Raw genomic sequence first — 26,848 nt, 5'->3', positions numbered from 1 at the left:
GGGGTTGATTGTTTCTGACCAGTTGCCGCGGTGGGCACAGCTGCCCGCCACTATTTCTTTCACCAATTCCCCGGATGTATGAAATCCCTCGTTTGTAGCCTGTTGCTGGCCGCCGCCGCCCTCACTTCTTCCTGTTCGAAAGCGCCCGCCGACACGGCCAACGTGCAGAACCTGAACCGCGACTTTGTCACGGCCTGGAATAGCCGCGACACGGGTAAAATTACCGGCATGATGGCCGATGACATCACCTTTGTGCAGGGCAATGCCCACTGGAAGGGCAAGGATGAAGTAGGCCAGAAATGGGTGAGCGCCACGATTCCGACCATCGCCAACCTGAAAACCAGCGTGAGCAGCAGCAATACCGACGACAACAGCACCTACGAGGCCGGCACGTTCTCGGTAGATGTGCAGCCCACCGCCCCCGGCGAGCCCGCCGGCTTTGGCGAAGGCAACTATATTTTCTTCTGGAAAAAAGCCGCCGATAATACCTGGAAGCTGAGCTACGCGCAGCTGGAAGACCTGCCGGTACAGCGCCGCAATTAAAAGTAGCGCGGACTACAAAGTCCGCGCTACTACGCTACCCACTAAGTGAAAGCCCCAACGGGCACCCCAGATGTTCGCCAACGTCTGGGGTGCCCGTTGGGGCTTTTTGGCTTTGATAACAGAAGCAAAAGAATCAATTGCCCGCTTGAAGCGTTATACATCGTCCGCCACGGCCCCTTTGCGGCTTGTAGCTGCTGGCCGGCGGCCTCTTCCTTCTAATTCTCCGTTCATGACAACTGATTCGTTTGCTCCCCTGGCCTACTCCGTGCTGGATTTGGCCCCTATAAATGCCGGCAGCACGCCGGCCGATACTTTCCACCACAGCCTGGACCTGGCGCAGCAGGTTGAGAAGCTGGGCTATACCCGATACTGGCTTTCCGAGCATCACAACATGGCGAGCGTGGCCAGCTCGGCGCCGGTAGTGCTGATTGGCTACATCGCGGGCGGCACCAGCACGTTGCGGGTGGGCTCGGGCGGCATCATGCTGCCCAACCATGCACCGCTGGTGGTGGCCGAGCAGCTGGGCACGCTGGCCTCGCTCTATCCGGGCCGCATTGATTTGGGGCTGGGCCGCGCGCCTGGTTCCGACCAGGTGACGGCCCAAGCCATTCGGGGCAGCCGCTTCGGTGGCCCGCAGGATTTCCCCCGCGACATTCAGCAGCTGCAGGCCTATTTCTCGGCCGCCAACAGCACCGCCACCGTGCGCGCCATTCCGGGCGAGGGGCTGGAGGTGCCCATCTGGATTCTGGGTTCCAGCACTGATAGCGCCTACCTGGCCGCCGCGCTGGGGCTGCCTTATGCGTTTGCCAGCCACTTTGCGCCGGGCCAGCTGTTTGCGGCGCTAGAGATTTACCGCCAGAACTTCCGGCCGTCGGCCGCGCTGGCCGCGCCCTATGTTATTGCCTGCGTGAACGTGGTGGCCGCCGATACCGATGCCGAGGCGCAGCACCTGGCCACCTCGCTCAAGCAGTTTATGCTGGGCGTCATCAAGGGGCGGCCCGCGCCGTTGCAACCGCCCGTCGAGTCGATGGCCGGGCTGTGGGAGCCGGCGCAGCAATACGCCGTGGAGCAGATGCTGGCCTGTGCCTTCATCGGTAGCAAGGCCACCGTTGAGCAGGACCTGCAGGCGTTTGTGGACGAGACGCAGGTGAATGAAATCATGGTGGTATCCAACATTTTCAGCCACGAGGCGCGGGTGTATTCCTATCAGCTGCTGGCGGAGGCGCTGCGGGGGATTCTGCAGCCGCAGAGTGAGCAGCAGCTGGTGGGCTAAAGCCCGCCGGAATATTAAAACCAGAACGTCATGCTGAGCGCAGCCGAAGCATCTCTACCGCAGTAGTAAATAATTACTCTCGCGGTAGAGATGCTTCGGTTGCGCTTAGCATGACGTTCTTTTTTGTTCGACTGCTTGGTTTCGGTTAATCCTCCGGGTAGGGCACGAAGACAAACTTCGTGAACTCCTTATCGAGCACGAAGAGGCAGCAGAACTCGTCGGGGTCTTTGTAATTAGCCTGGAAATAGGCCAAGCCGTCGGGTTCAATGATGCCTTGCTGCATGAAGAGCTCCAGGTAGCTGGCGAAGACGTGCCAGTCCAGGTTCAGGTCGTCGGCGTTGACGAGGAGGCCGCCGAGGGGCACTTCCTGCTTGGCAAAGACGAAAATGGGGTATTGGCTGAAGTCGCCCTTGCGAATCTGGGAAGAGGCTTCGAGCAGGGTGTCGCACACGACGACGAAATCCTTGGTGATGGTGCCGAGGTATTTGCCGTTGAGTTCGGGGTCGTTGAAGTAGTCCATAATAGTGGTCACTAAAGCTTATTCAGTTGCTCATTAATCTTATTCACCAGCAGACTCAATTTCTCGTTATCGCCTCTTCGGAAAAATGGAAATCTGCCTTTGGTACTGCTAATTTCCACTATAGCCAAATGCACAGTGTTATCTGAAATTAGCGCAATTGCCTCCCGGTTCAATTCAGTCCATTTATTCGAAACGGAGGCTTGAATAATCGTTAGATTATTCTGTGAAGTACTCCAGTCCAGTTGTTTAAATGTGGTTGTCAACAACTGGTGATTATTGGCTGCGCTCAAGCCAGTTTGAATTTGAAATAATTTTCGCTCATGGAGCAGGTTATATACTCCATAATAAGAGAGGCAGCTAAGCCCTGCAAAAACCATTATAAACAAGACCTGAGCTGGAGTAAAAGAATCGAAGAAGAGAATTGAGCCGCAAGCTATCCAGAGAAGGAAGCAGATAAACACACCTACAAAGCCGCCATACCAATCAACGGACTTAGGTAACATACCTTCTTGAATTGCTTTAGCAACTTTCTTCTGATTCAGCCACATAATCATTTCAACTCCAGCGCCACCACATTCTCCACATGGTGCGTGTGCGGGAACATATCTACCGGCTGCACGCGCGTCACGCGATACGCGGCATCGAGCAGTTCCAAATCGCGGGCCTGGGTGGCGGGGTTGCAGCTGATGTAGACGATGCGAGGGGCGCGCAGCTCCAGGAGGCGGGCCACCACGTCGGGGTGCATGCCGGCGCGGGGCGGGTCGGTGATGAGGACATCGGGGCGGCCGTGGCGGGCGGTGAAGTCGGCCGTGAGGATGTCCTTCATGTCGCCGGCATAGAACTCCATGTTGGTGATATTGTTGATTTCGGCGTTGACGTGGGCATCAGCCACGGCCTGCTCCACGTACTCGACGCCGATGACTTTGCGGGCCTGGTGGGCCACGAAGCTGGCGATGGTGCCGGCCCCCGTGTAGAGGTCGTACACGAGCTCATCGCCTTTGAGGGCGGCGAAATCGCGGGCTACTTTGTAGAGCTGGTGGGCGCCTTCGGAGTTGGTTTGGTAGAAGGACTTGGGGCCGATGCGGAAGCGCAGGCCTTCCATCTCTTCCTCGATGTAGGGCTTGCCTTTGTAGGTCACCACTTCCAGGTCGTGGAAAGTTTCGTTGCCCTTGCTGTTGAGGACGTAGTTGAGGGAGGTGATGCTGGGGAACTTGGCGTAGAGGGCGTCGAGCAGGGGCTCGATGCTCTCGTGGGGGCGGTAGCACTGCAGAATCACCATGATTTCGCCGGTGCTCTGGGCGGTGCGGATGATGAGGTTGCGCAGGTTGCCGGTCTGGCGCACCATGTTGCCGAATTCGAGGCCGTGCTCGCGGCCGTAGTCGCGGATGAAAAGGCGGATTTCGTTGCTGGGCTCGGCCTGGAGGTGGCAGTGCTGCACGTCGATAATCTTATCGAAGCGGGCGGGGGTGTGGAAGCCCAGCACGTTGCGGTCGAAGGTCTGGGTGTCGTCGTTGATTTGCTCGGTGGTGAGCCAGCCGTTGTCCGAGAAGGTGTATTCGAGCTTGTTGCGGTAGTAGGTGCGCTGGGGCGAGGCGAGGATGAACGGAATCTCGGGCAGCTCAACTTTGCCGATGCGGGTGAGCTGGTCGATGACCTGCTGCTGCTTGAAATGCAGCTGGGTATCGTAGCCGATGTGCTGCCACTTGCAGCCCCCGCAGGTGCCGAAGTGCTGGCAAAACGGCGTCACGCGCAGCTCGGAATACTGGTGAAACTTCACCGGCACGGCTTCCAAAAAGGTCTTCTTGGCTTTGGTGACGTGCAAATCCACGACATCGCCGGGGGCGACCTGCGACACGAAAATGACGAGGTTCTCGACGCGCACCAGGCATTTGCCTTCGGCCACCATGTCCTGAATGGTGACGTTGCGGAGTAACTCGGGGGCTATTTTTTTGGCTCGGCTCATAAGGGTGCAAAACTACTGTCTGAACCGCGGATTTATCGGATTGGTCGGAATTATCGGATTTTGTGGGCGGTATGCAATCCGGAATCGCATACGATGGAAACGAGCTTGCACACCGTGGAAACGAAGTTGCCGTTGCGTTAGCCAACAAGAAAGGCCACCCGATTGGGTGGCCTTTCTTGTTGGCTAACGCAACGGAGTACGGCTACAAAATCCGACCAATCCGATAAATCCGCAGTTCAGACATTACTTTACCACCTCGAACCAGTTCTTTACGCTCGTGCCGTTGGGCAGGGTGAGGATGTAGAAGTAGTTTCCGGCGGGCGTGTTGTCGTCGCCACCCCAGTTGTTCTGGTAGTTGGTGGTTTTGTACACCTCGCGGCCCCAGCGGTTGAAGATGGTGAAGGTGTTGCCGGGGTAGAGGCCGATGTTGTCGATGACGAGCACATCGTTCTGGCCGTCGCGGTTCGGGGTAATGACGTTGTAGGTCTTCACGGCGTTGGCGAAGCTCACGCTGGTTTCGTTCGAGTTCGAGAGCAGCGGGGTGGCATCGGTGCTGGCGGCCACTACCCGGAAGTTCTGGCTGAAGCCCAGACCGGTGGCCGTGCTGTTGGGGTCGGTGTTGGTGGCCGTGTATTGCAGCGTGGTCGGGCTCACCGTGGCAATAAGCACCGGCGCGCCGGCGTCGGTGCGCCGGTAGATGCGGTACTCCTTCACCGCGAAGCCCACGAAGGCATTCCAGGTGAGGGCCGTGCTGCCTTGGTCGCGGCCGCCGGCGGTGGCGGTAGCAGTGGCTTGCAGGCGGATGGTCTGGGCCACGCCGGTAGTAGTAACTGTGCCGCAGCCGTTGGTGAGGCTGAGCTGGTACTCGTAGGAATTAGCGTTGGCATCTACCGCGCTATTGTCGGTGAAAGTGGTGGCCGAAGCCGCAACCGTACCCACCGGCGCGAAGCTGCCCGCGCCCGCCACGCGGCGCAGTACCTGCACCGGGTTGGGCGTGTTGGCGCTGTTGAGCGTGCCCAGCGAGATGATGACGCGGCTGTTGCTGGCGGCATCTACCGAGGCGTTGGTCAGGGTCAGCGTCGGGCTATCGAAGAGGATGGTGCGGATGGTGGCCGGGCCGGTGCAGGACGCAGGCGCGGCGCTGATTTCAGCAGCGCTCACCGTGTAGGGTCCGGTGGCGTTGAAGCGCACCGTAACCTGGCTGCTGGTGCCGCCGGCTGTGACGGTGCCACCCACAATGGTCCACTGGTAGCTGGCGCCGGCCGTGGGGTTGGCAATGGCGTATTGCTGCGGCGTAGCCACATTGCACACGAAGCCCGAGCCCGAAATAGTGGGCGCGGTGGGCGTAGGAGCCACCGTGAATGGCGTAGTGTACACCGGGCCGGTGCAGCCGGCCGAAGTGGTTTCCTGCACCGTAAGAGTGTAGGTGCCGGGGGCGGGCAGCGTGGCGAGCACGCGGGTATTGCCGGTGCCGGCCAGGGTAGCGCCCGCCAGCTGGAACACGTAGGTCGAGCCGGTGAAGCCGCCGGGCAGGCCGAAGGTCACGGGGCCGTTGGTCTGGCACACGCGCACCGGGGCGGTGATGGCCAGGGTGGGGCGCGGCGAGGGGTTGATGAGCACCTTGAGGGTATCGGAAGTGCCCAGGCAGCGTACGCCGCTGGCGGGGTTGCTGGTTTCCGTCACCACGATTTTGCCGATGGTGGGCACCGTCACCGGAGCCCAGTTCACGGTCACCGTATTCTGTAGGGTACTCACCTGCGTACCGCCGATGATGGTCCAGGCATAGCTGGAGCCGTTGGCGAAAATGCCGCTCACGTAGCGATAGGGACCATCAGCCTGGCACACGGCGCGCGGCAGCGGGGCTACGGCCACAATGTCGCCGGGGCCGGTGGGCCGCACCGTTTGCAGGCGGGGATTGATGATGATGGGCAGGGTAGTAGTATCGGACGAGCAACCCTGGGCATTCAAGCTGAATACCTTGAGGTAGCCGCCGGTGCTGGCCACGCCCCAGTCCACGGCGATGGCCGGGGTGCCCTGGCCGCTGGCAATGGTACCGCCACGAATCAGCCAGGTAAAGGCCGTGCCCACGGGGTTGGCCACCGAATAGGCAATGCCCGTAACCGTGGGGCACACCGAAGCCGGCCCCACAATAGCGGAAGGCAGCGGGCGCGGGTTGATGGTGATAACTACGGCACTGGTGCTCACGCAGCCATTGGCGGTGGTGGCCGTCACGGTATAAGTGCGGGTAGTGGGTAGGGCCGTGGTGTTCGAGGCCGTGAACACGGGCTGGGCGGCAGTGCTGCTGCTCAGGCCCGTAGCCGGGGCCCAGCTATAGGTGTAGCCGGTGCGGGCCGGGGTACCCAGGGTAATAGTTTTGAGGTCGCAGACGGCGGCGGCGGGGCCGGCATCGGCCACGGCGGCGGGGTTCACGGTCACGGTCACGGGGCTGGCGGCCACGCAGCCGTTGGCGGTAGTGGCGGTCAGGGTGAAGATGATGGGGGTCGGGGTGGCCGTGGTGTTGGTTAGCGTGAAGGTGGGGTTGGCCACGGTGGCGCTGCTCAGGCCGGTGGCCGGGCTCCAGCTGTAGGTGTAGCCCGTTACCGGGGCGGCGCCCAGCGTAATGGTCGAACCCGAGCACACGGCCTGGTTGGCTCCCGTCACGGCCACGGCGGCCGGGTTGATGGTTACCACCACGGTGTTGGTGGCGGTGCAGCCGTTGGCGGTGGTGGCCGTCAGGGTGTAGGTCTGGGTGATGGGGGCGCCGGTCAGGTTGGGCAGGGTCACGGTCGGGTTCAGCACCGAGGCACTGCTGAGGCCGGTGGCCGGGCTCCAGGCGTAGGTGGTGCCGGCCACGGCTGCGCCGTTGCCGATGGCCACGGGCACGTTCGAGCAGGTCGCCTTGGCCAGGCCGGCATCGGCCACGGCGGCGGGGTTGATGGTTACTGCCACCGTGTTGGTGGCGGTGCAGCCGTTGGCGGTGGTGGCCGTCAGGGTGTAGGTCTGGGTGATGGGGGCGGCCGTTAGGTTGGGCAGGGTCACGGTCGGGTTCAGCACCGACGTGCTGCTCAGGCCGGTGGCCGGGCTCCAGGCGTAGGTGGTGCCGGCCACGGCCGTGCCGTTGCCAATGGCCACGGGCACGTTCGAGCAGGTCGCCTTGGCCAGGCCGGCATCGGCCACGGCGGCGGGGTTGATGGTTACCACCACGGTGGCAGGGGCCGAGGGACAGCCGAGGGGCGAAGTGGTAATCAGGGTATAAGTCCTCACGATGGGCACGCCCGTCGTGTTAGTGCCCGTTACCGTGGGGTTGGCAATAGTCGGGTCACTCAGGCCAGTGGTCGGGCTCCAGCTATAGGTAGTGCCGGCCACGGGCGTAGTCGTGCTGCCCAGTGGGGCCGAAACCGTACCCGAGCAGAAGCTAATGGCCGGGCCGGGAATGGCCACGGCCGCAGGGTTGATGGTGATGATGACCGTCGAAGTCGCGGTGCAGCCCGTACTGTTAGTAGCCGTCACGGTATAGCTCTGGGTGATGGGCGTGCCGGTCAGGTTGGGCAGCGTCACGGTGGGCTGGGCCACGGTGGCGCTGCTCAGGCCGGTGGCCGGGCTCCAGCTATAGGTGTAGCCGGCCAGCGCCGGGGTGCCAATGGCGGCCGAAGCCACTCCCGAGCAGGTCGTACGGACCGGGCCGGCATCGGCTACGGCGGCGGGGCTCACCGTCACCACCACCGAAGAGGTGCTGGAGCAGCTCGGGCCGGAGGATACGGTGAGCGTGTAGGTCTGGGTGATGGGGGCGCCGGTCAGGTTGGGCAGCGTCACAGTGGGCTGGGCCACGGTAGTGCTGCTCAGGCCCAGAGCCGGCGTCCAGGCATAGGTAAAGCTGGTGACAGCTGCCACGCCCAGCGGCGTAGAAGCCACGTTGGGGCACACGGTGCGGGCAGGGCCGGCGTTGGCCACGGGCGGAGGCGTCACGGTCACCGTCACGGTAGCCGTTACGGAGCAGGTGCCGTCGGTGCCGGTCACGGTGTAGGTGGTGGTGGCGGTGGGTATTACCGTAACGGTGGTGCTGGTGGAGCTAATACCGCCACCGGACCACACGTAGGTAAGGCCCGCCAGGCCCGTCACAGTCAGCGTTGTTGAGGTGCCCAGGCAGATGCTGGGCGCGAGGGCCGTGGCCGTGAGGGCCGGCAGGGGCCGGATGTCCACGGATTTAACCACCGAGTCCGACAGGCAGCCGTAGGTCGAAATGCCCTTGAGCGAGAGCAGGCCGGTGGTATTGGCGTTGGCCCAGGTTACCTGCACCGCATTGGTGCCCTGGCCGCTCGTGATGGTGCCGCCCGTGATGCGCCAGCGGTAGGAGGCCGGCACGGGGCCGGCAGCGGTGTAGGTACGCACCGTGGCGGGGTCGCACACCGTGGTGGGGCCGGTAATGGCGTTGGGGCCGGCAGCGCGGGTCACCGTCACCCGGAAAATATCGGAAGCCAGCTTGCCGCCGCAGCCGTTATCCTTTACGGTCACGCCCAGGTCGTAGGGTGTGGTGCGGGCCTGGCCGCAGCCGGAGCTGTAGATGAACGTGCCCGATACCGTGCCGGTGCCGGTGGCGGTAGCCGTGCCGGTGAGGTTGCCGGGCTGCACCGTGCCCGTACTGCCATTAAAGGTGGTGTTGAACGGTCCGCTGCCATCGAGCAGGGCACTGTTCACGGTGAGCACCAGCGGGTGGTTGCCGCTGGCCTGCGTGGCCGTAATCGGAATGGTCAGCGACTGGCCTTCCTCAATGGTATAGCTGCGGGGAGTGAGGGTAGGGGCCGGCAGCACCGGCGCCGTGGTGGGCGGGCAGGTCGATACCACCAGCTGCAAGTCTCGTCGAGTGGTGCCAATCAGCACTTCCACGCCGTTGATGGTGCGGTATTCTGCCACATCCACCGCTACTACGTAGAGGCCGTTGGTGCGGGCCCCATATTTGGCGATGCCCGTACTGGCATTGATGGTCGCAAAGTTGCCCGCGCCCGTCCCAAAGGGGTTGGCCGCGCTGTAAGCCGGGTAATAGGGTACCGCTTGGGGAAAGGGTGGGAAAGTGCCGCCGGGGGTTGGGAAGCCGTAGGGCGTACCAAAAGAGTACACCAGGCGGTCGCCGTCGGGGTCAAAGGCATTGTTGAGCGAAATGGTGGTATCGTTCTGGCACACGATGGCCACGGCCGTATCCGAAAATACGGGCGAGCGGTTGTAAATCAGCGGCGGGGCCATGCTCACGTACAGCGTCAGGGGCACGTTGCCGCCGGTACCCCCGCCGGGGTTGTTCACGTTGGTCAGGGTGTTGTTGCGGGCACCCACCGAGTACACGGCGTAGTAGCCATCGAAGGACACCGGCAGGTTCACCGTCTGCACGTATTTGCACAGGTAAAACGGCTGACTGGGGCCGCTCACGGCGCAGCCCTGCGGCACGGGCGGGGCAATGGGCGGCGGCAGGTTGGCGTTGGTAGCCGTGGGTGAGGTACGGCTGAAAGTATAGTTGGCAATGCGCACCCCGGTGGTGCGATTGTATATTTCAATCGGCGCGCTCACCGGGGGAGCCGCGATGCCGTTGGGGTTGGCATTGGTATACAGGCCGTTGCTGTACACCGTCAGGGTTATCTCATAGCGAAAGGGCGTGGCGGCCGGTCCGGTGGCGTCGAGGTAGCGGTAGCTCATCTCGCCGCCCAATAGGTGCGAGGCCTGCGCCGGGCGCGTGCCCAGCACCAGCAGCGCCAGGAGTAGCATCGGCCCAAAAAAACGCCGTAGTAAGGTTGTAGGCATACAATAAAATGAAGGGGGGGGGGGAGCTGAAAAACTGCCCCGGCCACCAGAAGGCGGCCGGGGCGGCTGGAAATTGAGGGCGGGCCGGGTGTCGGCTCGCCAGAAATTGTCGGTTACTCGCGTACCACGCGGCGCCGGGCGGTCTGGCCTTGCGCGTCGCGCAGGCGCAGCACATACACGCCGGCCGGCAGGGCGCTCAGGTCCAGCTGGGCATCGGCGGCCGGGCCCAGGCGCAGGGCTGTGCGCAGCACCGTGGTGCCCAGCAGGTTCTGCACCTCGGTGGTGTAGAGGCCGGCGGCGCTGGCATCGGGCAGACGCAGGCTCACCCGCCCGTCAAGGGTAGGGTTGGGGAAGAGGCTGAGCGTGGGGAGGGCCTGGGCATCGCGGGTGGCCAGGGGCAGTATCCGCAGCTGGTAGTCCTCCACTTCGGCGTTGATGAGATTGGTGGCGCAGGGGTTGGGCGTGCCGCCGGTGGCGTTGGCCACCACCATCACCCGCATGCGGGGCGTGCTGCCCGCCATGCCGGCGGGCACCGTGAAGGGCGCGGTGAAGGTGTTGGCGTTAGCCGTGCCATTCACCACCAGCTCGGAGGCATCAAACGTGCCGTTCATGTTCCAGTCTACCCAGGCCGAGGTGCGGTGCTGCGCGGCCAGGTTGGTGCCCACCGTCAGGCTAAGGGAGTTACCCACGCTGGCCGACAGGGTCAGGCTTGTGTAGTTGGCGTAGCCACCCGTGGCAACGCTGCTGTTATTGATGAAAGCCGGGGTGGCATTGGCAATGCCTACGGTGGCGATGAAGAACGGACTGGGCATCTGCTGCCCGCCGGGACCGGTGCCCCCCGTGCCGTTCGACGCGCAATACGTGAGGCAGGGCACCTGAATGGTTACCGCGTTCAGGCGCGTCACGCTGGCCGAGGCGTTTGTATTGGTGGCCGAGAGGGTGATGTTGTAGGTGCCCGAGGCGGTGTAGGTGTGCGTGGGGTTTTGCAGGGTGCTGGTAGTACCATCGCCGAAGCTCCACAGCCAGGAAATGGGTACGTTGGTGGTGAGGTCGGTGAACTGAATGGGATTCACGCAGCCGCCAACCACGTAGTTGGTGCTGAAGTTGATGATGGGCGGCAGCGTATTGGGCCGGGCAATGATGGTGTAGTCTTCTACCTGGCCGCTCACGGGGCTCACGCAGGGACCGGCCGTGTTGCCAATGGCGTCGGCAATCACGCGCAGGCGCAGGGGCTGGTTGAGCACGGTGCTGGTGGGCAGGGTGAGGGTGGTGGTGGCTCCGGGGCTGGCCGTGTTCAGGCCGGTATAAATCAGCTCGGACGTAGCAAAAACGCCGTTGTTGTCCAGGTCCAGGTACACCCGGATGTCGTGCGGGTTCACGCCGCCCGTGGTGATAATCATCGGGTTATTCACGCCCACAATCAAATCGGTGCGCTGCGGGCAGGTGAAGTCCTGGTAGCCGGCGCTGCCGTCGGCCGAGGTATTATCGATGCTGCCCAGCCGGAAGCGGGTGATGCCGTAGTTGGCGAAGTAATTGGTGGTCTGAGGCGAGCAGCCGGCCGCCAGCGGCACCGAGGCGTTATAAACAATGCTGGTGGCGGCGCTGGTGTTGTTGCCCACGGCGTTGGTAGCGCGCAGGGTCACGGCATAGGTGCCGGCCGTGGTGTAGGTGTGCGAGGGGCTTTGTAGGGTGCTGGTGGTGCCGTCGCCAAAGGCCCAGAGCCAGGCGGTGGGCAGGTTCTGGCTGGCATCGGTGAACTGCACGGTGCCGGAGCAGGTGGTGGTGCCATTGGTGGTGAAGGCCGCCACCGGGGCGCTCACGTTCGACGACAGCCGCACGCTGTAGTCTTCAACCTGCGAGTACTGGGGCGTGGAGCACGACGTGGGCACGGTGCCCAGCGCGTAGTCCGACGCCACCCGCATGCGCAGGTTGGTGCTGAGTACGGCCGTGGCGGGCGGCGCAAACGTGCCCGTGTGCAGGATGCTGTTTGGCCCATCAAACACCAGCTCGCTGGTGCCGGTGAAGGCCCCGTCGTTGTTGTAGTCAATCCAGACCTTCACGTTCTCGTTCGTGTTCGGGCCGGTGCGCACGCTGATGGTGTAGATCTGGCCCACCGTCAGGGCGGCGTTGAAGGTGCAGCCGTAGTCGCGGTAGCCGTCGATGTAGTTGCTGGTGGTGTTATTAATGAGGTTGTTCCCAACGGTAACGTTGAGAATACCCATACCGTAGAGGTTGGCCTGGCCGTTGGTGGCACTGCCCGGCGTGCACACGGCCGCAATGGGGCAGGTGGTTTGGGCGGCGGCCTCTGAGCTCACGCCCAGTCCCAGCAAAACAGCAATAAAACCCGGCGTGAACCGGGACCAGGAACGTAGGTGTGGATGCATGCGGTACTTTGAAATAAAGCAATTGAATTCAACGGATAAATGTAAGCAGAAAGCGGGGATGGCCTGCCCACAATCGGCCGCTGCCCGCTATGAGTCGCCCACTCAACCCACCGGTTCGCCTACTGCCCACCACCGCCCGCCCGGCAACTACCTGACCAGAACCCGGGAAACAGGTTTAATCGGGCGGTGCAAAAATCGCACCAGCCACCCGTAAATTTGCCAATATTATTTGCCCGTCTTCTCCCGGTCCGACCGGGCCACTCCTTTTAGTTTATGGCAACTCCTACTGTTCTTATCACCGGCGGCACTTCGGGCATTGGCCGGGCCTGCGCGCTGGCCTTTGGCCGGGCCGGCTACCAGGTGGCCGTCACCGGCCGCGACGAAGCTAAACTCGCCGATACCGCCGCCGCGCTGGCCGCTGCCGGCGTGGCCCACCTCACCATCCGGGCCGATGTAGGCGACGAGGCCGCCGCCGAGCGCGCCGTGGCCGAAACCGTGGCCCGCTTCGGCGGCCTCAGCGTGCTGCTCAACAACGCGGGCATCAGCATGCGCGCCCGCTTTCAGGATGCCGACCTCGAAGTCATCAAGCGCCTGATGCAGACCAACTTCTTCGGCACCGTGTTCACTACCAAGTTTGCCCTGCCGCATTTGCTGGCCAGCAAGGGCAGCATCGTGGGCATCAGTAGCATTGCGGGCTACCGGGGCCTGCCGGGGCGCACCGGCTACTCGGCCTCCAAATTCGCCATGAACGGCTTCCTCGAAGCCCTGCGCACCGAATTGCTCGACCAGGGCGTGAACGTGCTCACGGCCGCGCCCGGCTTCACCGCCTCCAATATCCGCCAGACCGCGCTGGCCGCCGACGGCTCCTCGCAGGGCGAGTCGCCGCGCGACGAAGGCGCTATGATGAGCAGCGAAGCCGTGGCCCAGGAAATCCTCAAAGCCGTGCAGCAGCGCAAGCGCACGCTGGTGCTCACCGGCCAGGGCAAGCTGGTGGTTTTTCTCAACAAATGGCTGCCCGGTCTGACGGACCGGCTGGTGCTAAGCAGCTTCCAGAAAGAGGAAAAAGGGGTGGATGTGGGGTGATTTGAGTTAAGAGTTAAAGGTTAGGAGTTAAGAGTTGAAAAAGCCCGCCCGGTGAATCCTGGCGGGCTTTTTCAACTCTTAACTCCTAACCTTTAACTCTTAACTCCTTTATAGTGATGCCTTCTGCGCCAGCTTCACGGCTTCGTACATATCCACCACGCCGCCGGTTACGGACAGCGTCGAGAAATCGACCTGCTTCTCGCCGCCGGGCGTCTGCACTTTGGTGTGGTGCACCTGGGCCGACTGCATGATGATGCGCTTCAAATCGACCGCCGTGAGCTTGGGGAAGTATGATTTCAGGACTGCTGCCACGCCGGCCGTGACGGGCGAGGCCATGCTGGTGCCGCTTTCGTTGCCGTAGGTGCTGCCGGGCAGCGTGCTGTAGATGCCCACGCCGGGCGCGAACACATCAACGCCCTTTTTGCTGTAGTTCGAGAAATCGGCGGTCAGGTTCACGTTGTCCTTCGGGCCGGATGCGCCCACCGTGAGCAGGTTCGGGATGGTGGTGTTGTTCAGGTAGAACGAGGCCGGGTAGTTGTCGGCCACGTCGAGGTTGTGGTTTTCGTTGCCGGCGGCGTGTACCAGCAGCACGCCTTTCTGGGCGGCGTACTTGTAGGCGGCCTCCACGGCCGGGCGCTGGGGCGAGAATTCCTTGCCGAAGCTCATGTTGATAATCTGCGCGCCGTTGTCTACGGCGTAGCGGATGGCGTTGGCAATGTCCTTGTCGCGCTCGTCGCCGTCGGGCACGGCCCGCACCATCATGATGCGCACCGGGTCGGGGGCGAGGCCCATGATGCCGAGGTTGTTGGTCCGCACCGCCGCGATAATGCCCGAAACGTGGGTACCGTGCATGGGGTCGGGGCCGTGGAGGTCGTTGTTGCCGTAGAAGCGCTGACTCACGTCCTCGGGGTCGTCCTTGATGATGTCGGCCCGGGGATTAAAGCTCAGGTTCAGCGAATTGTCCAGCATGCTGCGCTCCTGCTTCATGCCCTCGTTCAGTTCCTTGAGCAGGGCATCGGCATCGGCGGCCCCGGTCTGGCGCATCATGTCGAGCATGCCGGCCACGGCGCGTTTCAGGTTGGGGTCGCTGGTGTTGGCATTTTTGAGGGCGGTGGTGTCGAGCTTGTCGGTGCCCAGCGCCTGCTTCATGTTTGTCACCATCATGGTGAGAGGCCCCGACATTTCTTCGACCTGCTTGCTGCGCTCGGTTTCCTCCTTGAGGCGGGCCGAATACGCTTTCTCGGCTTTCTTATACAGCGCGTAGTCAGCCTTATCGGCGGGCTTCACGGTTTTGGCCGTGATAGTTTTAAAGCGCTTGCGGCCGGCGGCCACGATGCGCGTCATCTCCAGGGTTTCGGCGTTCACGTTGCGGCCGTCGGCCCCGCCGAGGAAGTTCCAGCCGTGCACGTCGTCGATGTAGCCGTTCTTATCGTCGTCGATGCCGTTGCCGGGAATTTCACCCCGGTTCACCCACAGCACGGGCTTGAGGTCGACGTGGGCCGTGTCAATCCCGGAGTCAATGACGGCCACGATAACGGGCGTTGGAATCAGGTTTTTCAGAATTTCGGCGTAGGCGCGGGTGGCCCCCACGCCGGGCACGTTGTCGAGCTGCGGGTCTTTGAGGTACCACTGGGCGGCGCTCATATCGCCGGTGGGGGTGGCGGGAGTGGGGGAGGGTGCATTCACCGCCTGGGCCTGGACCAAGGCGGGCAGCGCCAATAAGGCCAGCGAAAGCGACCAGCGGCGGAAGGGAAGAATCGTCATAAACAAAGGAAGTGGCCGCAAGTGGGCAGCCGGTGTGGGTGATAAACCGATTTTCACACAAATGAAGTTCAGCCGCGCCAAAGACGCACCCGCCCGGCCCGATGTTGCGCCGCTAGGCGACCGGCGCGGGCGTGGGCAGCCCCACCACCACCAGCAACAGGGCATCTTCGGCGGCGCGGGTGAGGTGCCAGTAGCGCCAGAGGCTGCGGTATTCCCAGGTGAGCAGGTCAAATTCGCCGAGGCGCACGGCCACGCGGGCGGCGGCCCGGGCGGGCAGTCCGGATGCTTCGGCCAGCTCGGCGGTGGTGCGCTCGGGGTGCTGCATCAGGGCCAGCAGCATCAGGCTTTGGCGCAGACGGCCGCGCTTGTCGCGCACTTTATAGGTCTTCAGCAGCCAGTTTTCGAGGCGGGCCTGCACGGCGGCGGGCTCCTGGCTGAGTGGGGGCGGTGGCGGCGGGTTGTCGCGCTCGGCTACGCGGCGGGCAAAGGCGGCGGGTAGGGTTTCGGGCATAGCGTATTGATGGAAATGTAAATCCACGGGCTAATTTAATTCAATTTCAGGCTAAGTAATTGCAACACCTGGCTAATTAACTACATAAACCGGCTAATTAGTTAAAATACCTGGCTAATTAATCGCAGAATCTGGCTGAATAACTACTAAACCAAGCTGATTAATTGCAATGCCTGGCTAACTAGCCGCAATATCTGGTTAACTAGCCAAAATGTCTGGCTAATTAACTACAATGTTTGGCTAACTAACCACAACACCTGGCTAAATAACTGCTCCCGTACTGTTGCGCGACCGTGCGCCCCGTTGCTGGCGCGCGTCTGCGACACGTGCCGACCGGCCCCGAGCCTCTGGCTCGGGTAAGGGGTTACGTATGGCAGCGTCTTCATTGCCCGAGCCACAGGCTCACCGCCAGTCAGCACGTGTCGCAGACGTGCGCCAGCAACGGGAGGGCCGGCGGCTGGTAACTTCACGCCCTCAACCCCGGTTTCCCGCGCATGTTCCGACTCCTCCGCCCCATTGCCGTCCTCACGGCATTCCTCACTCTTCATTCCTCATTCTTCATTGAGACGAAGGCCCAAACGCCGAAGTCCTACACTTCCTCCGAAATCCTGCTGGGTCTCAAGAAGCTCAACGTCCTCGGTTCGGTGATGTACATCGCCGCCCACCCCGACGACGAAAACACCCGCCTCATCGCCTACATGGCCAACGAGCGCCTGCTCGAAACCAGCTACCTGAGCGCCACCCGCGGCGACGGCGGCCAGAACCTCATCGGCCCCGAGCTGCGCGAGGGCCTGGGCGTGATTCGCACGCAGGAGCTGCTGGCGGCCCGGCGGCTCGACGGCGGCCGGCAGTTCTTCACCCGCGCCAACGACTTCGGCTTCTCCAAAACCTCCGACGAAACCTTTCGCATCTGGGACAAGGAGCAGGTGCTCGCCGACATGGTGTGGGTCATCCGCCAGCGCCGGCCCGATGTGCTCATCACCCGCTTTCCGCCCGATGCCCGCGCCGGCCACGGCCACCACCAGGCCAGCGCCATCCTCGCTGCCGAAGCCTTCGACGCCGCCGGCGACCCCAAGCGCTTCCCCGAACAGCTCCAGTACGTGCAAGCCTGGCAGCCCAAGCGCCTGCTTTGGAACACCGGCAGCTTCTTCGTGAAGCCCGGCGAAAACATGGACGGCTACCTCCGGCTCGATGCCGGCGGCTACAACCCCCTGCTGGGCCAGAGCTACGGCGAAATCGCGGCCCGCAGCCGCTCCAACCACCGCAGCCAGGGCTTCGGCTCGGCCGCCCAGCGGGGCGAGGCGCTGGAGTATTTCCAGCCCGTGAAAGGCGACAAAGCCACCAAAGACCTGTTCGAAGGCGTGGACCAGACCTGGAACCGGGTGCCCGGCGGCGCGGCCGTGGGCAAGCTCATCGAGGAGGTGATTCGCAAGTACGACGCGAGCAACCCCAGCGCCAGCGTGGCGGGGCTGCTGAAGGTGCGGGAGCAACTAATGGCCTTATCAAATAAGTCTGATAAAAACTCGTCAGACCAAACGATGTACACCCATTTAGATAATAATCCCAGGAATGTCTTTTGGCTAAAAGAGAAAATTGCGGAAACGAATCAACTGCTGCAAGCAGCATCAGGACTTGCTATTGAAGCAACCGCAGCCACTAATTCTGTCGCTACTTCTGAAGGCAACAACGTTCCTATTAAGGTTGATTTTGAAGTTGTAAATCGGTCGTCTGCGCCTATAACATTGCTATCGATAGCAGCAAATCATCAAAACGAAACCCGACTTCCAATTTTCCAAGCTATCCAACCAAACACATTACAAGTAAATGGAGCGGCATTTCAGAAAACTGTTTTATCACAGAATAAAAAGGTAGTTGGGAATTTTGCTATTACCGATTTTAGCAAAGAACAGATAACACAACCATATTGGCTTCGTAAATCCGGCACGATTGGGATGTATTCTGTTCAGGAACAATTGTCAGTTGGCGAAGCACAAAATGCGCCGCCATGCGAGGTGTATTTCGATGTGCAAATGGGGACTGAGAAATTAACATTCACCATCCCCGTGCAATACAAGCACACCGACCCCGTGCTGGGCGAACTCTACCAGCCGCTGGCCGTGGTGCCGCCCGTGCTGGTGAACCTGCCGCCCGCCCGTTCCTACATCTTCGCCGATGCCCAGCCCAAGACCGTGCCCGTCACGCTGCGGGCCGGGCGCGTCGGGGTGAGCGGCAGCCTGGCCCTGGCCCTGCCCGCCGGCTGGAAGTGCGAGCCCGCCACCGCCGACTTCGCCCTCGCCGCCAAAGACGAGGAGCTGACCGTGAACTTCCAGGTGCAGCCCCTGGCCGGGGCCGCGCCCGGCCGCGCCGAGCTGCGCGCCACCGCCACCGTGGCCGGGCAGGCCTACACCCGCGGCATCCAGAAAATTGAATACCCGCACATCCCCACGCAGTTCCTCTTCCCCGAGGCCGTGGCCCCGCTGGTGAAGCTCGACCTGAAGCGGCGCGGCCAGAACGTGGCCTACCTCATGGGTGCCGGCGACGAAGTGCCCGACGCCCTGCGCCAAATCGGCTACACCGTCACCCTGCTCAAGCCCGAGGAAATCAGCGCCGCTCGCCTCAAGGAGTTCGATGCGCTGGTGGTCGGCATCCGCGCCTACAACACCGTCGAGGCCCTGAAAACCAAGCAGCCCGAAATCCTGAAATACATCGAGGCCGGCGGCAACGTGGTGGTGCAGTACGTGGTGGACCGGGGCACGGTGCTGCCCGAAATCGGCCCCTATCCCATGACGCTTTCCCGCGACCGGGTAACCGTGGAAGACGCCCCCGTGACCCTGACGAAGCACCCGCTGCTGGCCGCGCCCAACAAAATTACCGAGCAGGATTTCAAAGGCTGGGTGCAGGAGCAGGGCCTGTACTACCCCTCGAAGTGGGACCCGAAATACCAGACCGTCATTTCGAGCAGCGACCCCGGCGAGGCGGCCAAGGAAAGCGCCATTCTGGTCACGGATTACGGCAAGGGCCACTACATCTACACGGGCCTGTCGCTGTTCCGGGAGCTACCGGCGGGCGTGCCGGGGGCGTACCGGCTGATTACGAACATGATTTCGTACGGGAAGTAGCGCAGTAGAGACGCATATTTGCGTCTCGTCGTTGAACGAGCGGAACTGCGCCGACAACCCACAGACTTAACAACATCAGCAACGACGAGACGCAAGTATGCGTCTCTACATGCAACACACCCGTGCTCACAGTAGAAAAAATCGGCGGCACCTCGATGACCGCCTTCGCCGACGTCCTCGACAACATCATCTTCCACGGCCGCGAGGGCGCGAAGCTGTACAACCGCATTTTCGTGGTGTCAGCCTACGCCAACGTCACCAACTGGCTGCTCGAAAACAAGAAAACCGGCGCTCCCGGCGTGTATCACCACATCACCCAGGGCCAGGAGTTTAGCCGGCCGCTGCAGGACGTGGCTGCCCAACTCAAAGAGCTGAACCAGCAGTACGAGCCGCTGGGTCTCGATTTGGCCGTGGCCGATGTCTTCATCCAGCAGCGCATCGACCAGGCCCAGACCTACCTCGAAAGCCTGGTGAACGTGCTGGCCTCCGGCTACGTCAACAGCGTGAATATCCTGCAGGCCGCGCGTGAAATCCTAGCCTCGATAGGGGAGGCCCACTCGGCTTTCAACTCCGTGAATATCCTGCAAAACCGGGGCGTGCACGCCACCCTGGTCGACCTCAGCGGCTTCGACGACGCCCAGCCGCTGACCATTGACGAGCGCATCCGGCAGGCGTTTACGGACATTGATTTTCCGCGCACCATCAGCATTGCCACCGGCTACACCAAGGGTACCGAGGGCATTATGCGCGAGTTTGACCGGGGTTATTCGGAAGTCACCTTCAGCAAGATTGCCGTGGCCGTGCGGCCCCAGGAGGCCATTATTCACAAGGAATACCACCTGAGCTCCGCCGACCCTAACCTGGTGGGCGTGGACCAGTGCCACCCCATCGGCTTCACCAACTACGACGTGGCCGACCAGCTCGCCGACGTGGGCATGGAGGCTATTCACCCCAAAGCCTCGAAGCCGCTGGAGATAAACGCCATCGACCTGCGCATCAAAAATACCTTCGAGCCCGAGCATCCCGGCACGCTCATCACCCGCGACTACATCTCGCCCACCAAGCGCATCGAAGTCATCACGGGCACCGAGAAAGTCGTCATAATCGACATTCACGACCCGCTGATGGTGGGCGCGGCCGGCTTCGACCTGCACCTGATGCAGGTGTTTTTCAACCTCGGGGTGAGCTACATCTTCAAGGCCACCAGTGCCAATAGCATTTCGCTGCTTATCTGGGAAAAAGACCTCAAGCCGCAGCTGGTAGCTGCGCTGGAAGCCAAATACGAGAACGTGACCGTGCAGCCGGCCGCCCTGGTCTGCCTCATCGGCTCCAACATCGACGAGCCCGGCCTGCTGGCCCGCGCCGCCGGCGCCCTGGCCGATGCGGGCATCAACATCCGCAGCGCCGGCTTCGCCCTGCGCAAGGTGAATATCCAGTTCATCGTGGGCCGCGAGGATTACAAAACGGCCATCATCGCCCTGAATCAGGCGCTGGGGTAGCAGTAGCGCGGACTTTTAGTCCGCGAGTAACAAGCCGTGAAAAATTGTTCCTGCCACGCCCGTTTGGATTCGCGGACTAAAAGTCCGCGCTACGACTTATGACCTTCCGCCAGTTCCTCGCTTTCACGGCTCTCACGCTACCCGCCTGCGCCCTGCTGATAGTGTTCGGCGACCAGCCGCTGGCCCGGTTCATTCACGGGCATTTCGGCGGCGCGGCCCCGTTTTTCGCCACCCTCACGGCCACCGCCGATAAAATCCACGATGCGCTGATGATGCACGTTGTGGGCCTGCCCATCATCTTCCTGGCGCTGGGGCTGGCCTTCGCAGTGGGCCGCTATGGGCTGAAAAGACGCGGGGCCACTATCTTTCTCATCCTGTTGCTCACCCACGAGTTCAGCATGGTGCTGGCCAACGTGCTGAAGGGCACAGTGCACCGCCTGCGGCCCGAAGTGCTGTTTGGCACGGGCTACGCGGGCACGGGTCTGTGGGCCACCGGCCCGCACAATGACTCGTTCCCTTCTACGCACACTGCTACTTATTTCAGCCTGTTTTGGCCGCTGGCGGTGGCTTTTCCGAAGTATCGGGGGCCGCTGCTGGTACTGCCGGGCCTCATTGCGCTGGGCCGGCTGGTGCTGGGCGCGCACTACCTGAGCGACGTGTGGTTCTCCATCTGGCTGGTGGTGGCGCTCACGTTTTTGTTCGGCCTGCTGGACCGGCCGCGTAAAACAGCTGCGATGTAGCGACGTATCCTTGCGTCTCGGCGTTGAACGGCCTGCAAAGGGATAGCCAGATGATTCCGTCCAACGACAAGACGCAAGGATGCGTCGCTACAACCTGCCAACTCCATTCCCTTTCAGCCCCAACCGGCGCGTGCCGGCCCTCGTTTTTGCATGAATAAAATTCGCGTACTCCCCGCTGCTTCCCTGGCGATTTTCCTGATAGCAATGCTGGCGGCCTGCACCGCTACCAAACCCGTAGCCAACCCCAAGCTGGTGGTGCTGGGCCACGCCGGCTCCGGTTTCTACACACCCATCAGCCCGTTCAATTTCCGGCCGCCGAGCAGCTGGCGCGGCATCCGGCGCGCCCTGCTGCGCGGGGCCGACGGCGTGGAAATCGACCTGCAAATGAGCCGCGATAGCGTGGTAATGCTCTACCACGACCAGCATTTGCAGGACGGCAGCACCGGCACCGGCTGCGTGAGCGAGCGCACGGCCGCCGAAATCACTCAGTTGCGCTACAAAGGCGGCTTTCCCTACGACCTCATTCAGAAGGAGCGGCCCATCACCTTCGATACCCTGCTGGCCCGCCTCAACCGCCGGCCCACGTTCCCATTCATCCACCTCGATTTGCACGAGGACGACCATTGCCTGCCCCCCGGCCGCCAGCACGAGCAGGTGCCGCTGCTGGTGCGCCAGATTGCCCGCACCCTCGCCCGCAACCACACACCGCTGGACAAAGTCCTGTTCATCACCCAGGAAGGCTCCACCGTACGGCTGGCCCGCGCTGCCATGCCGGGCGTCCGCATCGGCCTCGAAATTGCTTCCGACGAATTTGCCTTCGGCCTGAAAGTGGCTAAAACGGAAAAGGTGCACACCGTGGTGCTCGATGCCGACCGTGTGACGCCCGAGCAAAGTGCCCAGGCTCACGCCGCCGGCTTGAAAGTGGTGGTGTTCGGCGGCCGCTCGCCCAAAGACCTGCGCCGCGTACTGAAAACCCAGCCCGATGAGATTGAGGTAGATAACGTGAAGCGCCTGCTGATAATGCAGGGTCGGGGCCAGTAGCAGGGGAGCGTTGCAGAAGGCCGGCCATCAACCTGAAAAATGCGCGGGTTAAAGCTGTGTATTTGAGTGAGGCTTCTACCTTTACCGGCGTACTCCCACTCAAATCCTGCACTGCATGAAATCAACTCTTCTATTTGCCCTGATGCTTGGCGCGACGGCGGCCATCCCGGCGCTTGCCCAGCAGCCCGGCCCCGCGTACCCGGTATGGTCCGAGGTCGAAAAGGCCCGCTATGCTACTGTGATGGCCGATACGGCCTATATTCAGCAGCACTACAAAAAGACGGAGCACCAGGTGGCCATGCGCGATGGCGTGAAGCTCTACACCATCGTGTACGCGCCCAGCGATGCCGACAAGGTGCGCTACCCCGTCATGCTCAACCGCACGCCCTACGCCATCGGCCCCTACAAGTCGGCCAGCATGAAAAAGAGCCTGGGGCCGAGCAGCGAGATGATGCACGAGGGCTACGTCTTTGTGTATCAGGACGTGCGCGGGCGCTACATGAGCGAAGGCACCTTCGTGGATGTGCGCCCCGAAAAGGAAGTGCACAAGGGCAAAACCGACATCGATGAGGGCACCGACACTTTCGACACCATCGAGTGGCTGCTCAAGAACAAGCAGGCCCCCAAAAACAACGGCCGCGTGGGCCAGTGGGGCATCAGCTACCCCGGCTACTACACCGCCACCGGTCTGCTGGCCCGCCACCCGGCCCTGAAAGCCGCTTCGCCCCAGGCCCCCATCGCCGACTGGTTCTGGGACGATTTTCACCACAACGGCGCGTTCTTTCTGCCCCACGCGTTCAACTTCCTGGCCAGTTTCGGCCTGCCCCGGCCCGAGCCCACGCCCACCGGCAACCCCGGCTTCCAGCACGGCACCCCCGATGGCTACGACTTCTTCATGAAGATGGGCCCGCTGAAAAACGCCGATGCCCGCTACTACAAGGGCCAGGTCGCGTTCTGGAACGAGATGATGCAGCACCCGAATTACGACGAGTACTGGCAGGCCCGCGACCTGCGGCCGCACCTCAAAAACCTGCAAAAAGGCACCGCCGTGCTCACCGTGGGCGGCTTCAACGATGCCGAGGACCTGTTTGGCGCGCTCAATATCTACAAGAGCATTGAGAAGCAGAACCCGGGCATGCGCAATGGCCTCGTGATGGGCCCCTGGGTGCACGGCGGCTGGGCGCGCGGCTCGGGCGAGATAGTGGGTAATGTGGCCTACGGGGCTGCGCCGTCCATCTATTATCAGCAGAACATCGAAGCCCCGTTCTTCAAATCCTACCTGAAGGATGGCCAGACGGCCAACCTGCCCGAAGCCACCGTGTTCGAAAGCGGCACCAACCAGTGGCGCACCTTCGATGCCTGGCCGCCCCGGCAGACGCAGGAAAAAACGCTCTACTTCCAGCCGGGTGGCAAAATCGGTTTTGAGCAGCCCGCCGCCGGCTCCGAGTTCGACCAGTTCCTGAGCGACCCGGCCCACCCCGTGCCCTTCACCGAAGCCACCAACGTGGGCATGACCCGCGAGTACATGACCGACGACCAGCGCTTCGCCAGCCGCCGCCCCGACGTGCTCACCTACCAGACCGACGTGCTCACCGCGCCGCTCACCCTGGCCGGCCCCATCCAGGCGCTGCTGCAGGTGGCCACTACCGGCTCCGATGCCGACTGGGTCGTGAAAATCATCGACGTGTACCCCGACAACACCCCCGACAACCCGCGCCTGAACCCCAACGTGCACCTCGGCGGCTACCAGCAAATGGTGCGCTCCGAAGTAATGCGCGGCCGCTTCCGCAATAGCTTCAGTAAGCCCGAGCCCTTCACGCCCGGCCAGGTCACCGCCGTGCCCTTCACCGTGCAGGACCTCATGCACACTTTCCAGCCCGGCCACCGGCTGATGGTGCAGGTGCAAAGCACCTGGTTTCCGCTCGTCGACCGCAACCCGCAGAAATACGTCGATAATATCTACAACGCTGAAGAAGCTGATTTCCAGGTTGCCACGCACCAGTTGTACCACTCGCCCGCCCACGCCTCGCAGCTGGTGGTGAAGGTGCTGCCCTAGCGGTACAACGGCCCGAGTCCCTCACGAAGCCAGCACGCGCCGCCAGGGGAGGAGGCAATACATTGCGCCGGTCTGACCGCCTAGGGCGGTCCGACCGGTTGAAGTGGGCACGATATCGCAACAACGACAACCGGTCAGACTGCCTAGGGCGGTCAGACCGGCGCAATGACCCCAGGTTTGGAAAAGCCCGATTCCGCATGGAATCGGGCTTTTTGCCTTCTATGTAAGCAGGCTACACCCTGCTTTGGGGGAGAAATGAAAGACTTGCACGAAATCAGCGCTATTGCATAGGCGAAACTCTATGAATTTCAACTGTTTGATTTTCAATAATATATAACAATAAATATTTAATGATTATATTAACATAGTAAATCAATCTAACCTAACCCCAACTGCTATGAACGACCAAACCGCCCTGATTACCGGTGCCTCAAGTGGCATCGGTTTCGAACTGGCCCGTTGTTTTGCCCGCGACGATTATCGGGTAGTGCTCGTAGCCCGCCACCTCGCTGAGCTCAAAGAAGCGGCCCGACTGCTGCACCAGGAGTTTGAAGAAGTTGAAATTTTGCTGCTGCCCTTCGACCTCAGCCACCCCGAAACGCCCGCCCAGCTCTACGCCGAAACCACGGCGCGTGGCCTGCAAATTGACGCGCTGGTTAACGACGCCGGCTTTGGCGAAACCGGCTACTTCACCGATACCGACCTGACCACCGAGCTCGCCATCATTCAGGTAAACGCGGCGGCCCTCGTGCAGCTTACCAAGCTCTACCTGCGCGATATGGTGGCCCGCAACGACGGGCGGATTTTGCAGGTCGGCTCGCTGGCTTCCTTCACGCCCAGTCCGTACCAGGCCGTGTATGCCGCCACCAAGGCCTTTGTGCTCAGCTTCACCGAAGCGGTGCAGCACGAGCTTAAGCAGCAGAAATCGGCCGTGACCATGACCGTGCTCTGCCCGCCCCCCACCGATACCAACTTCTTCCAGGTTGCGCACGCCGAAAACACCCGCGCTGCCAACCACACCGTATCGGCACGCACCGTGGCCGAAGAGGGCTACGACGCTTTAATGGAAGGCGACGCTCGCAGCCTGCCCACCATGAGCGCCAAAGTCAACTTCTTCACCAGCCTCGTGCTTCCCGATTCCATGCTGGCTACTATCATGAACAACCAGCTGCATGCGGCGGAGAAATAGAAAAAAAGAAGGCCGCAGCACCAGTGCTGCGGCCTTCCATGGCTCGCTGATAGTCGGGTGGCTGCAACTTTCGCGAAAGTTGCTCCCTTGCCCTAATCAGGGTGCGGAGGGGATGCTTACTTACCCATTTTCTTCGCCTCTGCCATCAAATCCTCATTCATCTTCACGTACTCGCCGTTGGGCGGCGTGGCGGCCAGCGCGGCTTTCTTCGAAGCCTCAGCGGCTTTCGTAGCGCCGGCGTAGTCCTTCATTTTCAGGCGAATTTTGGCTTCCGTGTTCAGGTTCCAGAACTTGGTGGGCTCGGCGGCGTTGGCTTTTTCCATCCAGGTCAGGGCCTGCTTCAGGTCCTTGTTGTTTTCGTAGTAGTACACGGCAGCGGCGGCGAGGTCCGTCGAGGCGGGGTTGTCGTTTTTAGTGACTTTCTCCTCAATCTGGGCCATCACTTTGCTTTCTACGTCGGCCATTACCTTGAACTTGGCCCCGGTCATTTCCCACTCCATAGCCACGTTGGTAGTGGCGGGGGTGAGGTCGGTGAAGTTGATGGTGAACGTTTCAACCTTGCTGCCCAGCTTGTAGGGCTTGATGGTGAAGCGGGCCACATCCTGGTCGTCCTTAAAGCCGTCCACGTCGGCGCCCAGCTTGGTGTTTTTGTTGAGCACCACCATCCATTCGGTCTTGTTCGGGATGGTGTAGATGCCGTATTCGCCGGCCGCCACCTTCTTGCCCTCAATCGTCACATCATCCGAGAACTTGATGCTGGTAGTGGCATTTGCGCCCGTGCGCCAGCGCTTGCCAAACAGCACCACTGTGCCGAAAATTTGCCGAGCCTTCACGCCCGGCCGCGAGTAGGTGATGGTGATATCCGTGAGGCCCACGCGCTGCGAAACGGTGCTTTGGGGGCTGGCAGCGGGCGTCTTGATTTGGGCGTAGGCGGCCGGGGCGGCCAGCAGGGTAGCAGCCGCTGCAACAGCGACGGAGAAACTTGCGAAGTGCTTGCTCATCAGTAAGGAGAGAGTGAGGGAGAGTTGTTGAAGGGCTAAAAATACGAAACCCGCGCTTGGGGCGCGGGCTTTGGGGGATTCGCAACCTGCATTATTACGTAGCCCTGATAATAATTGGCCCCGGCGGCAGGTTGCCCGCTGCCAGCAGCACATTAATTTGAGCAGAGAGCTTCGTTAGTTCGGCGTAGGTATTGGAGTTGTTTAGAAAGTCACAAAAGGTACTCAAACGGTCATGCAGAGCGCAGCATCTTGCTCGCCTCGTTGAACGGGCCTGACGATGCGAGCAAGATGCTTCGCTGCGCGCTGCATGACCGTTCGGGGACTTTCTAAACAGCTTCATTGATAGGCGCATTCAATAAACCTTATTCGGATTGA

Annotated in this window: 17 protein-coding genes; 9 read left to right on the top strand and 8 right to left on the bottom strand. The window is 61.8% G+C overall.

The window, feature by feature from the left end; genetic code table 11:
* The first annotated feature begins 78 nt into the window (after positions 1 to 78).
* Both KQ661_RS16420 and KQ661_RS16415 read left to right on the top strand, forming a co-directional pair.
* Positions 79 to 543: a YybH family protein gene (locus KQ661_RS16420; protein WP_216689318.1), complete on the top strand. Its 465-nt coding sequence runs from the start codon at positions 79 to 81 to the stop codon at positions 541 to 543.
* A 229-nt stretch (positions 544 to 772) separates the two neighbouring features.
* Positions 773 to 1,816 carry an LLM class flavin-dependent oxidoreductase gene (locus KQ661_RS16415; protein WP_216727520.1) on the top strand — a complete coding sequence of 348 codons (1,044 nt, stop codon included), beginning with the start codon at positions 773 to 775 and terminating at the stop codon, positions 1,814 to 1,816.
* A 145-nt stretch (positions 1,817 to 1,961) separates the two neighbouring features.
* Here the strand turns inward: KQ661_RS16415 and KQ661_RS16410 are convergent, their stop codons facing one another.
* The 5 genes from KQ661_RS16410 to KQ661_RS16390 form a co-directional block, all read right to left on the bottom strand.
* Positions 1,962 to 2,336, bottom strand: a complete 375-nt coding sequence (locus KQ661_RS16410; protein ID WP_216689316.1) for a hypothetical protein — start codon at positions 2,334 to 2,336, stop codon at positions 1,962 to 1,964.
* A gap of 11 nt (positions 2,337 to 2,347) precedes the next feature.
* The gene (locus KQ661_RS16405) at positions 2,348 to 2,884 is read right to left on the bottom strand and encodes a hypothetical protein (protein ID WP_216727519.1); all 537 of its coding nucleotides are present in this window, start codon (positions 2,882 to 2,884) and stop codon (positions 2,348 to 2,350) included.
* Between the two features lie 2 nt (positions 2,885 to 2,886).
* Positions 2,887 to 4,299 carry a 23S rRNA (uracil(1939)-C(5))-methyltransferase RlmD gene (gene rlmD, locus KQ661_RS16400; protein WP_216726496.1) on the bottom strand — a complete coding sequence of 471 codons (1,413 nt, stop codon included), beginning with the start codon at positions 4,297 to 4,299 and terminating at the stop codon, positions 2,887 to 2,889.
* Between the two features lie 243 nt (positions 4,300 to 4,542).
* Positions 4,543 to 10,050: a T9SS type B sorting domain-containing protein gene (locus KQ661_RS16395; RefSeq protein WP_216727518.1), complete on the bottom strand. Its 5,508-nt coding sequence runs from the start codon at positions 10,048 to 10,050 to the stop codon at positions 4,543 to 4,545.
* A gap of 149 nt (positions 10,051 to 10,199) precedes the next feature.
* The gene (locus tag KQ661_RS16390) at positions 10,200 to 12,416 is read right to left on the bottom strand and encodes a GEVED domain-containing protein (protein WP_216727517.1); all 2,217 of its coding nucleotides are present in this window, start codon (positions 12,414 to 12,416) and stop codon (positions 10,200 to 10,202) included.
* Positions 12,417 to 12,743: 327 nt separating this feature from the next.
* Here KQ661_RS16390 and KQ661_RS16385 point away from each other — a divergent pair, with 327 nt between their 5' ends.
* Complete coding sequence (locus KQ661_RS16385; protein WP_168674137.1) at positions 12,744 to 13,553, top strand: SDR family oxidoreductase; 810 nt, start codon at positions 12,744 to 12,746, stop codon at positions 13,551 to 13,553.
* A gap of 108 nt (positions 13,554 to 13,661) precedes the next feature.
* Here KQ661_RS16385 and KQ661_RS16380 read toward each other — a convergent pair whose 3' ends face one another.
* Both KQ661_RS16380 and KQ661_RS16375 read right to left on the bottom strand, forming a co-directional pair.
* Complete coding sequence (locus tag KQ661_RS16380; protein ID WP_235726998.1) at positions 13,662 to 15,317, bottom strand: S8 family peptidase; 1,656 nt, start codon at positions 15,315 to 15,317, stop codon at positions 13,662 to 13,664.
* 112 nt (positions 15,318 to 15,429) lie between these two features.
* The gene (locus KQ661_RS16375) at positions 15,430 to 15,828 is read right to left on the bottom strand and encodes a hypothetical protein (RefSeq protein ID WP_216689306.1); all 399 of its coding nucleotides are present in this window, start codon (positions 15,826 to 15,828) and stop codon (positions 15,430 to 15,432) included.
* A gap of 494 nt (positions 15,829 to 16,322) precedes the next feature.
* Here KQ661_RS16375 and KQ661_RS16370 point away from each other — a divergent pair, with 494 nt between their 5' ends.
* From KQ661_RS16370 to KQ661_RS16345, 6 genes are all read left to right on the top strand, one after another.
* On the top strand, positions 16,323 to 18,947 hold the full coding sequence (locus KQ661_RS16370; protein ID WP_216727516.1) for a PIG-L family deacetylase: 2,625 nt from the start codon (positions 16,323 to 16,325) through the stop codon (positions 18,945 to 18,947).
* Between the two features lie 122 nt (positions 18,948 to 19,069).
* A complete protein-coding gene (locus KQ661_RS16365; RefSeq protein WP_216727515.1) occupies positions 19,070 to 20,446 on the top strand; it encodes an aspartate kinase in 1,377 nt (458 codons plus the stop codon).
* Positions 20,447 to 20,544: 98 nt separating this feature from the next.
* Positions 20,545 to 21,186: a phosphatase PAP2 family protein gene (locus KQ661_RS16360; RefSeq protein ID WP_216727514.1), complete on the top strand. Its 642-nt coding sequence runs from the start codon at positions 20,545 to 20,547 to the stop codon at positions 21,184 to 21,186.
* A gap of 150 nt (positions 21,187 to 21,336) precedes the next feature.
* The gene (locus KQ661_RS16355) at positions 21,337 to 22,227 is read left to right on the top strand and encodes a glycerophosphodiester phosphodiesterase (protein WP_216727513.1); all 891 of its coding nucleotides are present in this window, start codon (positions 21,337 to 21,339) and stop codon (positions 22,225 to 22,227) included.
* Between the two features lie 115 nt (positions 22,228 to 22,342).
* Complete coding sequence (locus KQ661_RS16350; RefSeq protein WP_216727512.1) at positions 22,343 to 24,283, top strand: CocE/NonD family hydrolase; 1,941 nt, start codon at positions 22,343 to 22,345, stop codon at positions 24,281 to 24,283.
* A gap of 397 nt (positions 24,284 to 24,680) precedes the next feature.
* Positions 24,681 to 25,472, top strand: coding sequence for an SDR family NAD(P)-dependent oxidoreductase (locus KQ661_RS16345; RefSeq protein WP_216727511.1), 792 nt, complete (start codon positions 24,681 to 24,683; stop codon positions 25,470 to 25,472).
* Positions 25,473 to 25,588: 116 nt separating this feature from the next.
* Here the strand turns inward: KQ661_RS16345 and KQ661_RS16340 are convergent, their stop codons facing one another.
* Positions 25,589 to 26,473 (bottom strand): DUF2911 domain-containing protein, encoded by an 885-nt coding sequence (locus tag KQ661_RS16340; protein ID WP_216727510.1) that lies wholly within the window; start codon positions 26,471 to 26,473, stop codon positions 25,589 to 25,591.
* Positions 26,474 to 26,848 lie beyond the last annotated feature (375 nt).

Origin of the sequence: Hymenobacter siberiensis (genome assembly GCF_018967845.1) — a bacterium.
GTDB lineage: Bacteria > Bacteroidota > Bacteroidia > Cytophagales > Hymenobacteraceae > Hymenobacter > Hymenobacter siberiensis.
Note: the sequence above shows the minus strand (reverse complement) of the source record. Positions and strands in the feature narration are given on the sequence as shown.

Bases quoted from the DNA above. Each gene is read 5' to 3' on its own strand.
- KQ661_RS16410 (WP_216689316.1), bottom strand. From the start codon at position 2,336: ATGGACTACTTCAACGACCCCGAACTCAACGGCAAATACCTCGGCACC.
- KQ661_RS16415 (WP_216727520.1), top strand. From the start codon at position 773: ATGACAACTGATTCGTTTGCTCCCCTGGCCTACTCCGTGCTGGATTTG.
- KQ661_RS16340 (WP_216727510.1), bottom strand. From the start codon at position 26,473: ATGAGCAAGCACTTCGCAAGTTTCTCCGTCGCTGTTGCAGCGGCTGCT.
- KQ661_RS16405 (WP_216727519.1), bottom strand. From the start codon at position 2,884: ATGTGGCTGAATCAGAAGAAAGTTGCTAAAGCAATTCAAGAAGGTATG.
- KQ661_RS16345 (WP_216727511.1), top strand. From the start codon at position 24,681: ATGAACGACCAAACCGCCCTGATTACCGGTGCCTCAAGTGGCATCGGT.
- KQ661_RS16385 (WP_168674137.1), top strand. From the start codon at position 12,744: ATGGCAACTCCTACTGTTCTTATCACCGGCGGCACTTCGGGCATTGGC.
- KQ661_RS16380 (WP_235726998.1), bottom strand. From the start codon at position 15,317: ATGACGATTCTTCCCTTCCGCCGCTGGTCGCTTTCGCTGGCCTTATTG.
- KQ661_RS16395 (WP_216727518.1), bottom strand. From the start codon at position 10,050: ATGCTACTCCTGGCGCTGCTGGTGCTGGGCACGCGCCCGGCGCAGGCC.
- KQ661_RS16355 (WP_216727513.1), top strand. From the start codon at position 21,337: ATGAATAAAATTCGCGTACTCCCCGCTGCTTCCCTGGCGATTTTCCTG.
- KQ661_RS16420 (WP_216689318.1), top strand. From the start codon at position 79: ATGAAATCCCTCGTTTGTAGCCTGTTGCTGGCCGCCGCCGCCCTCACT.
- KQ661_RS16375 (WP_216689306.1), bottom strand. From the start codon at position 15,828: ATGCCCGAAACCCTACCCGCCGCCTTTGCCCGCCGCGTAGCCGAGCGC.
- KQ661_RS16370 (WP_216727516.1), top strand. From the start codon at position 16,323: ATGTTCCGACTCCTCCGCCCCATTGCCGTCCTCACGGCATTCCTCACT.
- KQ661_RS16350 (WP_216727512.1), top strand. From the start codon at position 22,343: ATGAAATCAACTCTTCTATTTGCCCTGATGCTTGGCGCGACGGCGGCC.
- KQ661_RS16360 (WP_216727514.1), top strand. From the start codon at position 20,545: ATGACCTTCCGCCAGTTCCTCGCTTTCACGGCTCTCACGCTACCCGCC.
- rlmD (WP_216726496.1), bottom strand. From the start codon at position 4,299: ATGAGCCGAGCCAAAAAAATAGCCCCCGAGTTACTCCGCAACGTCACC.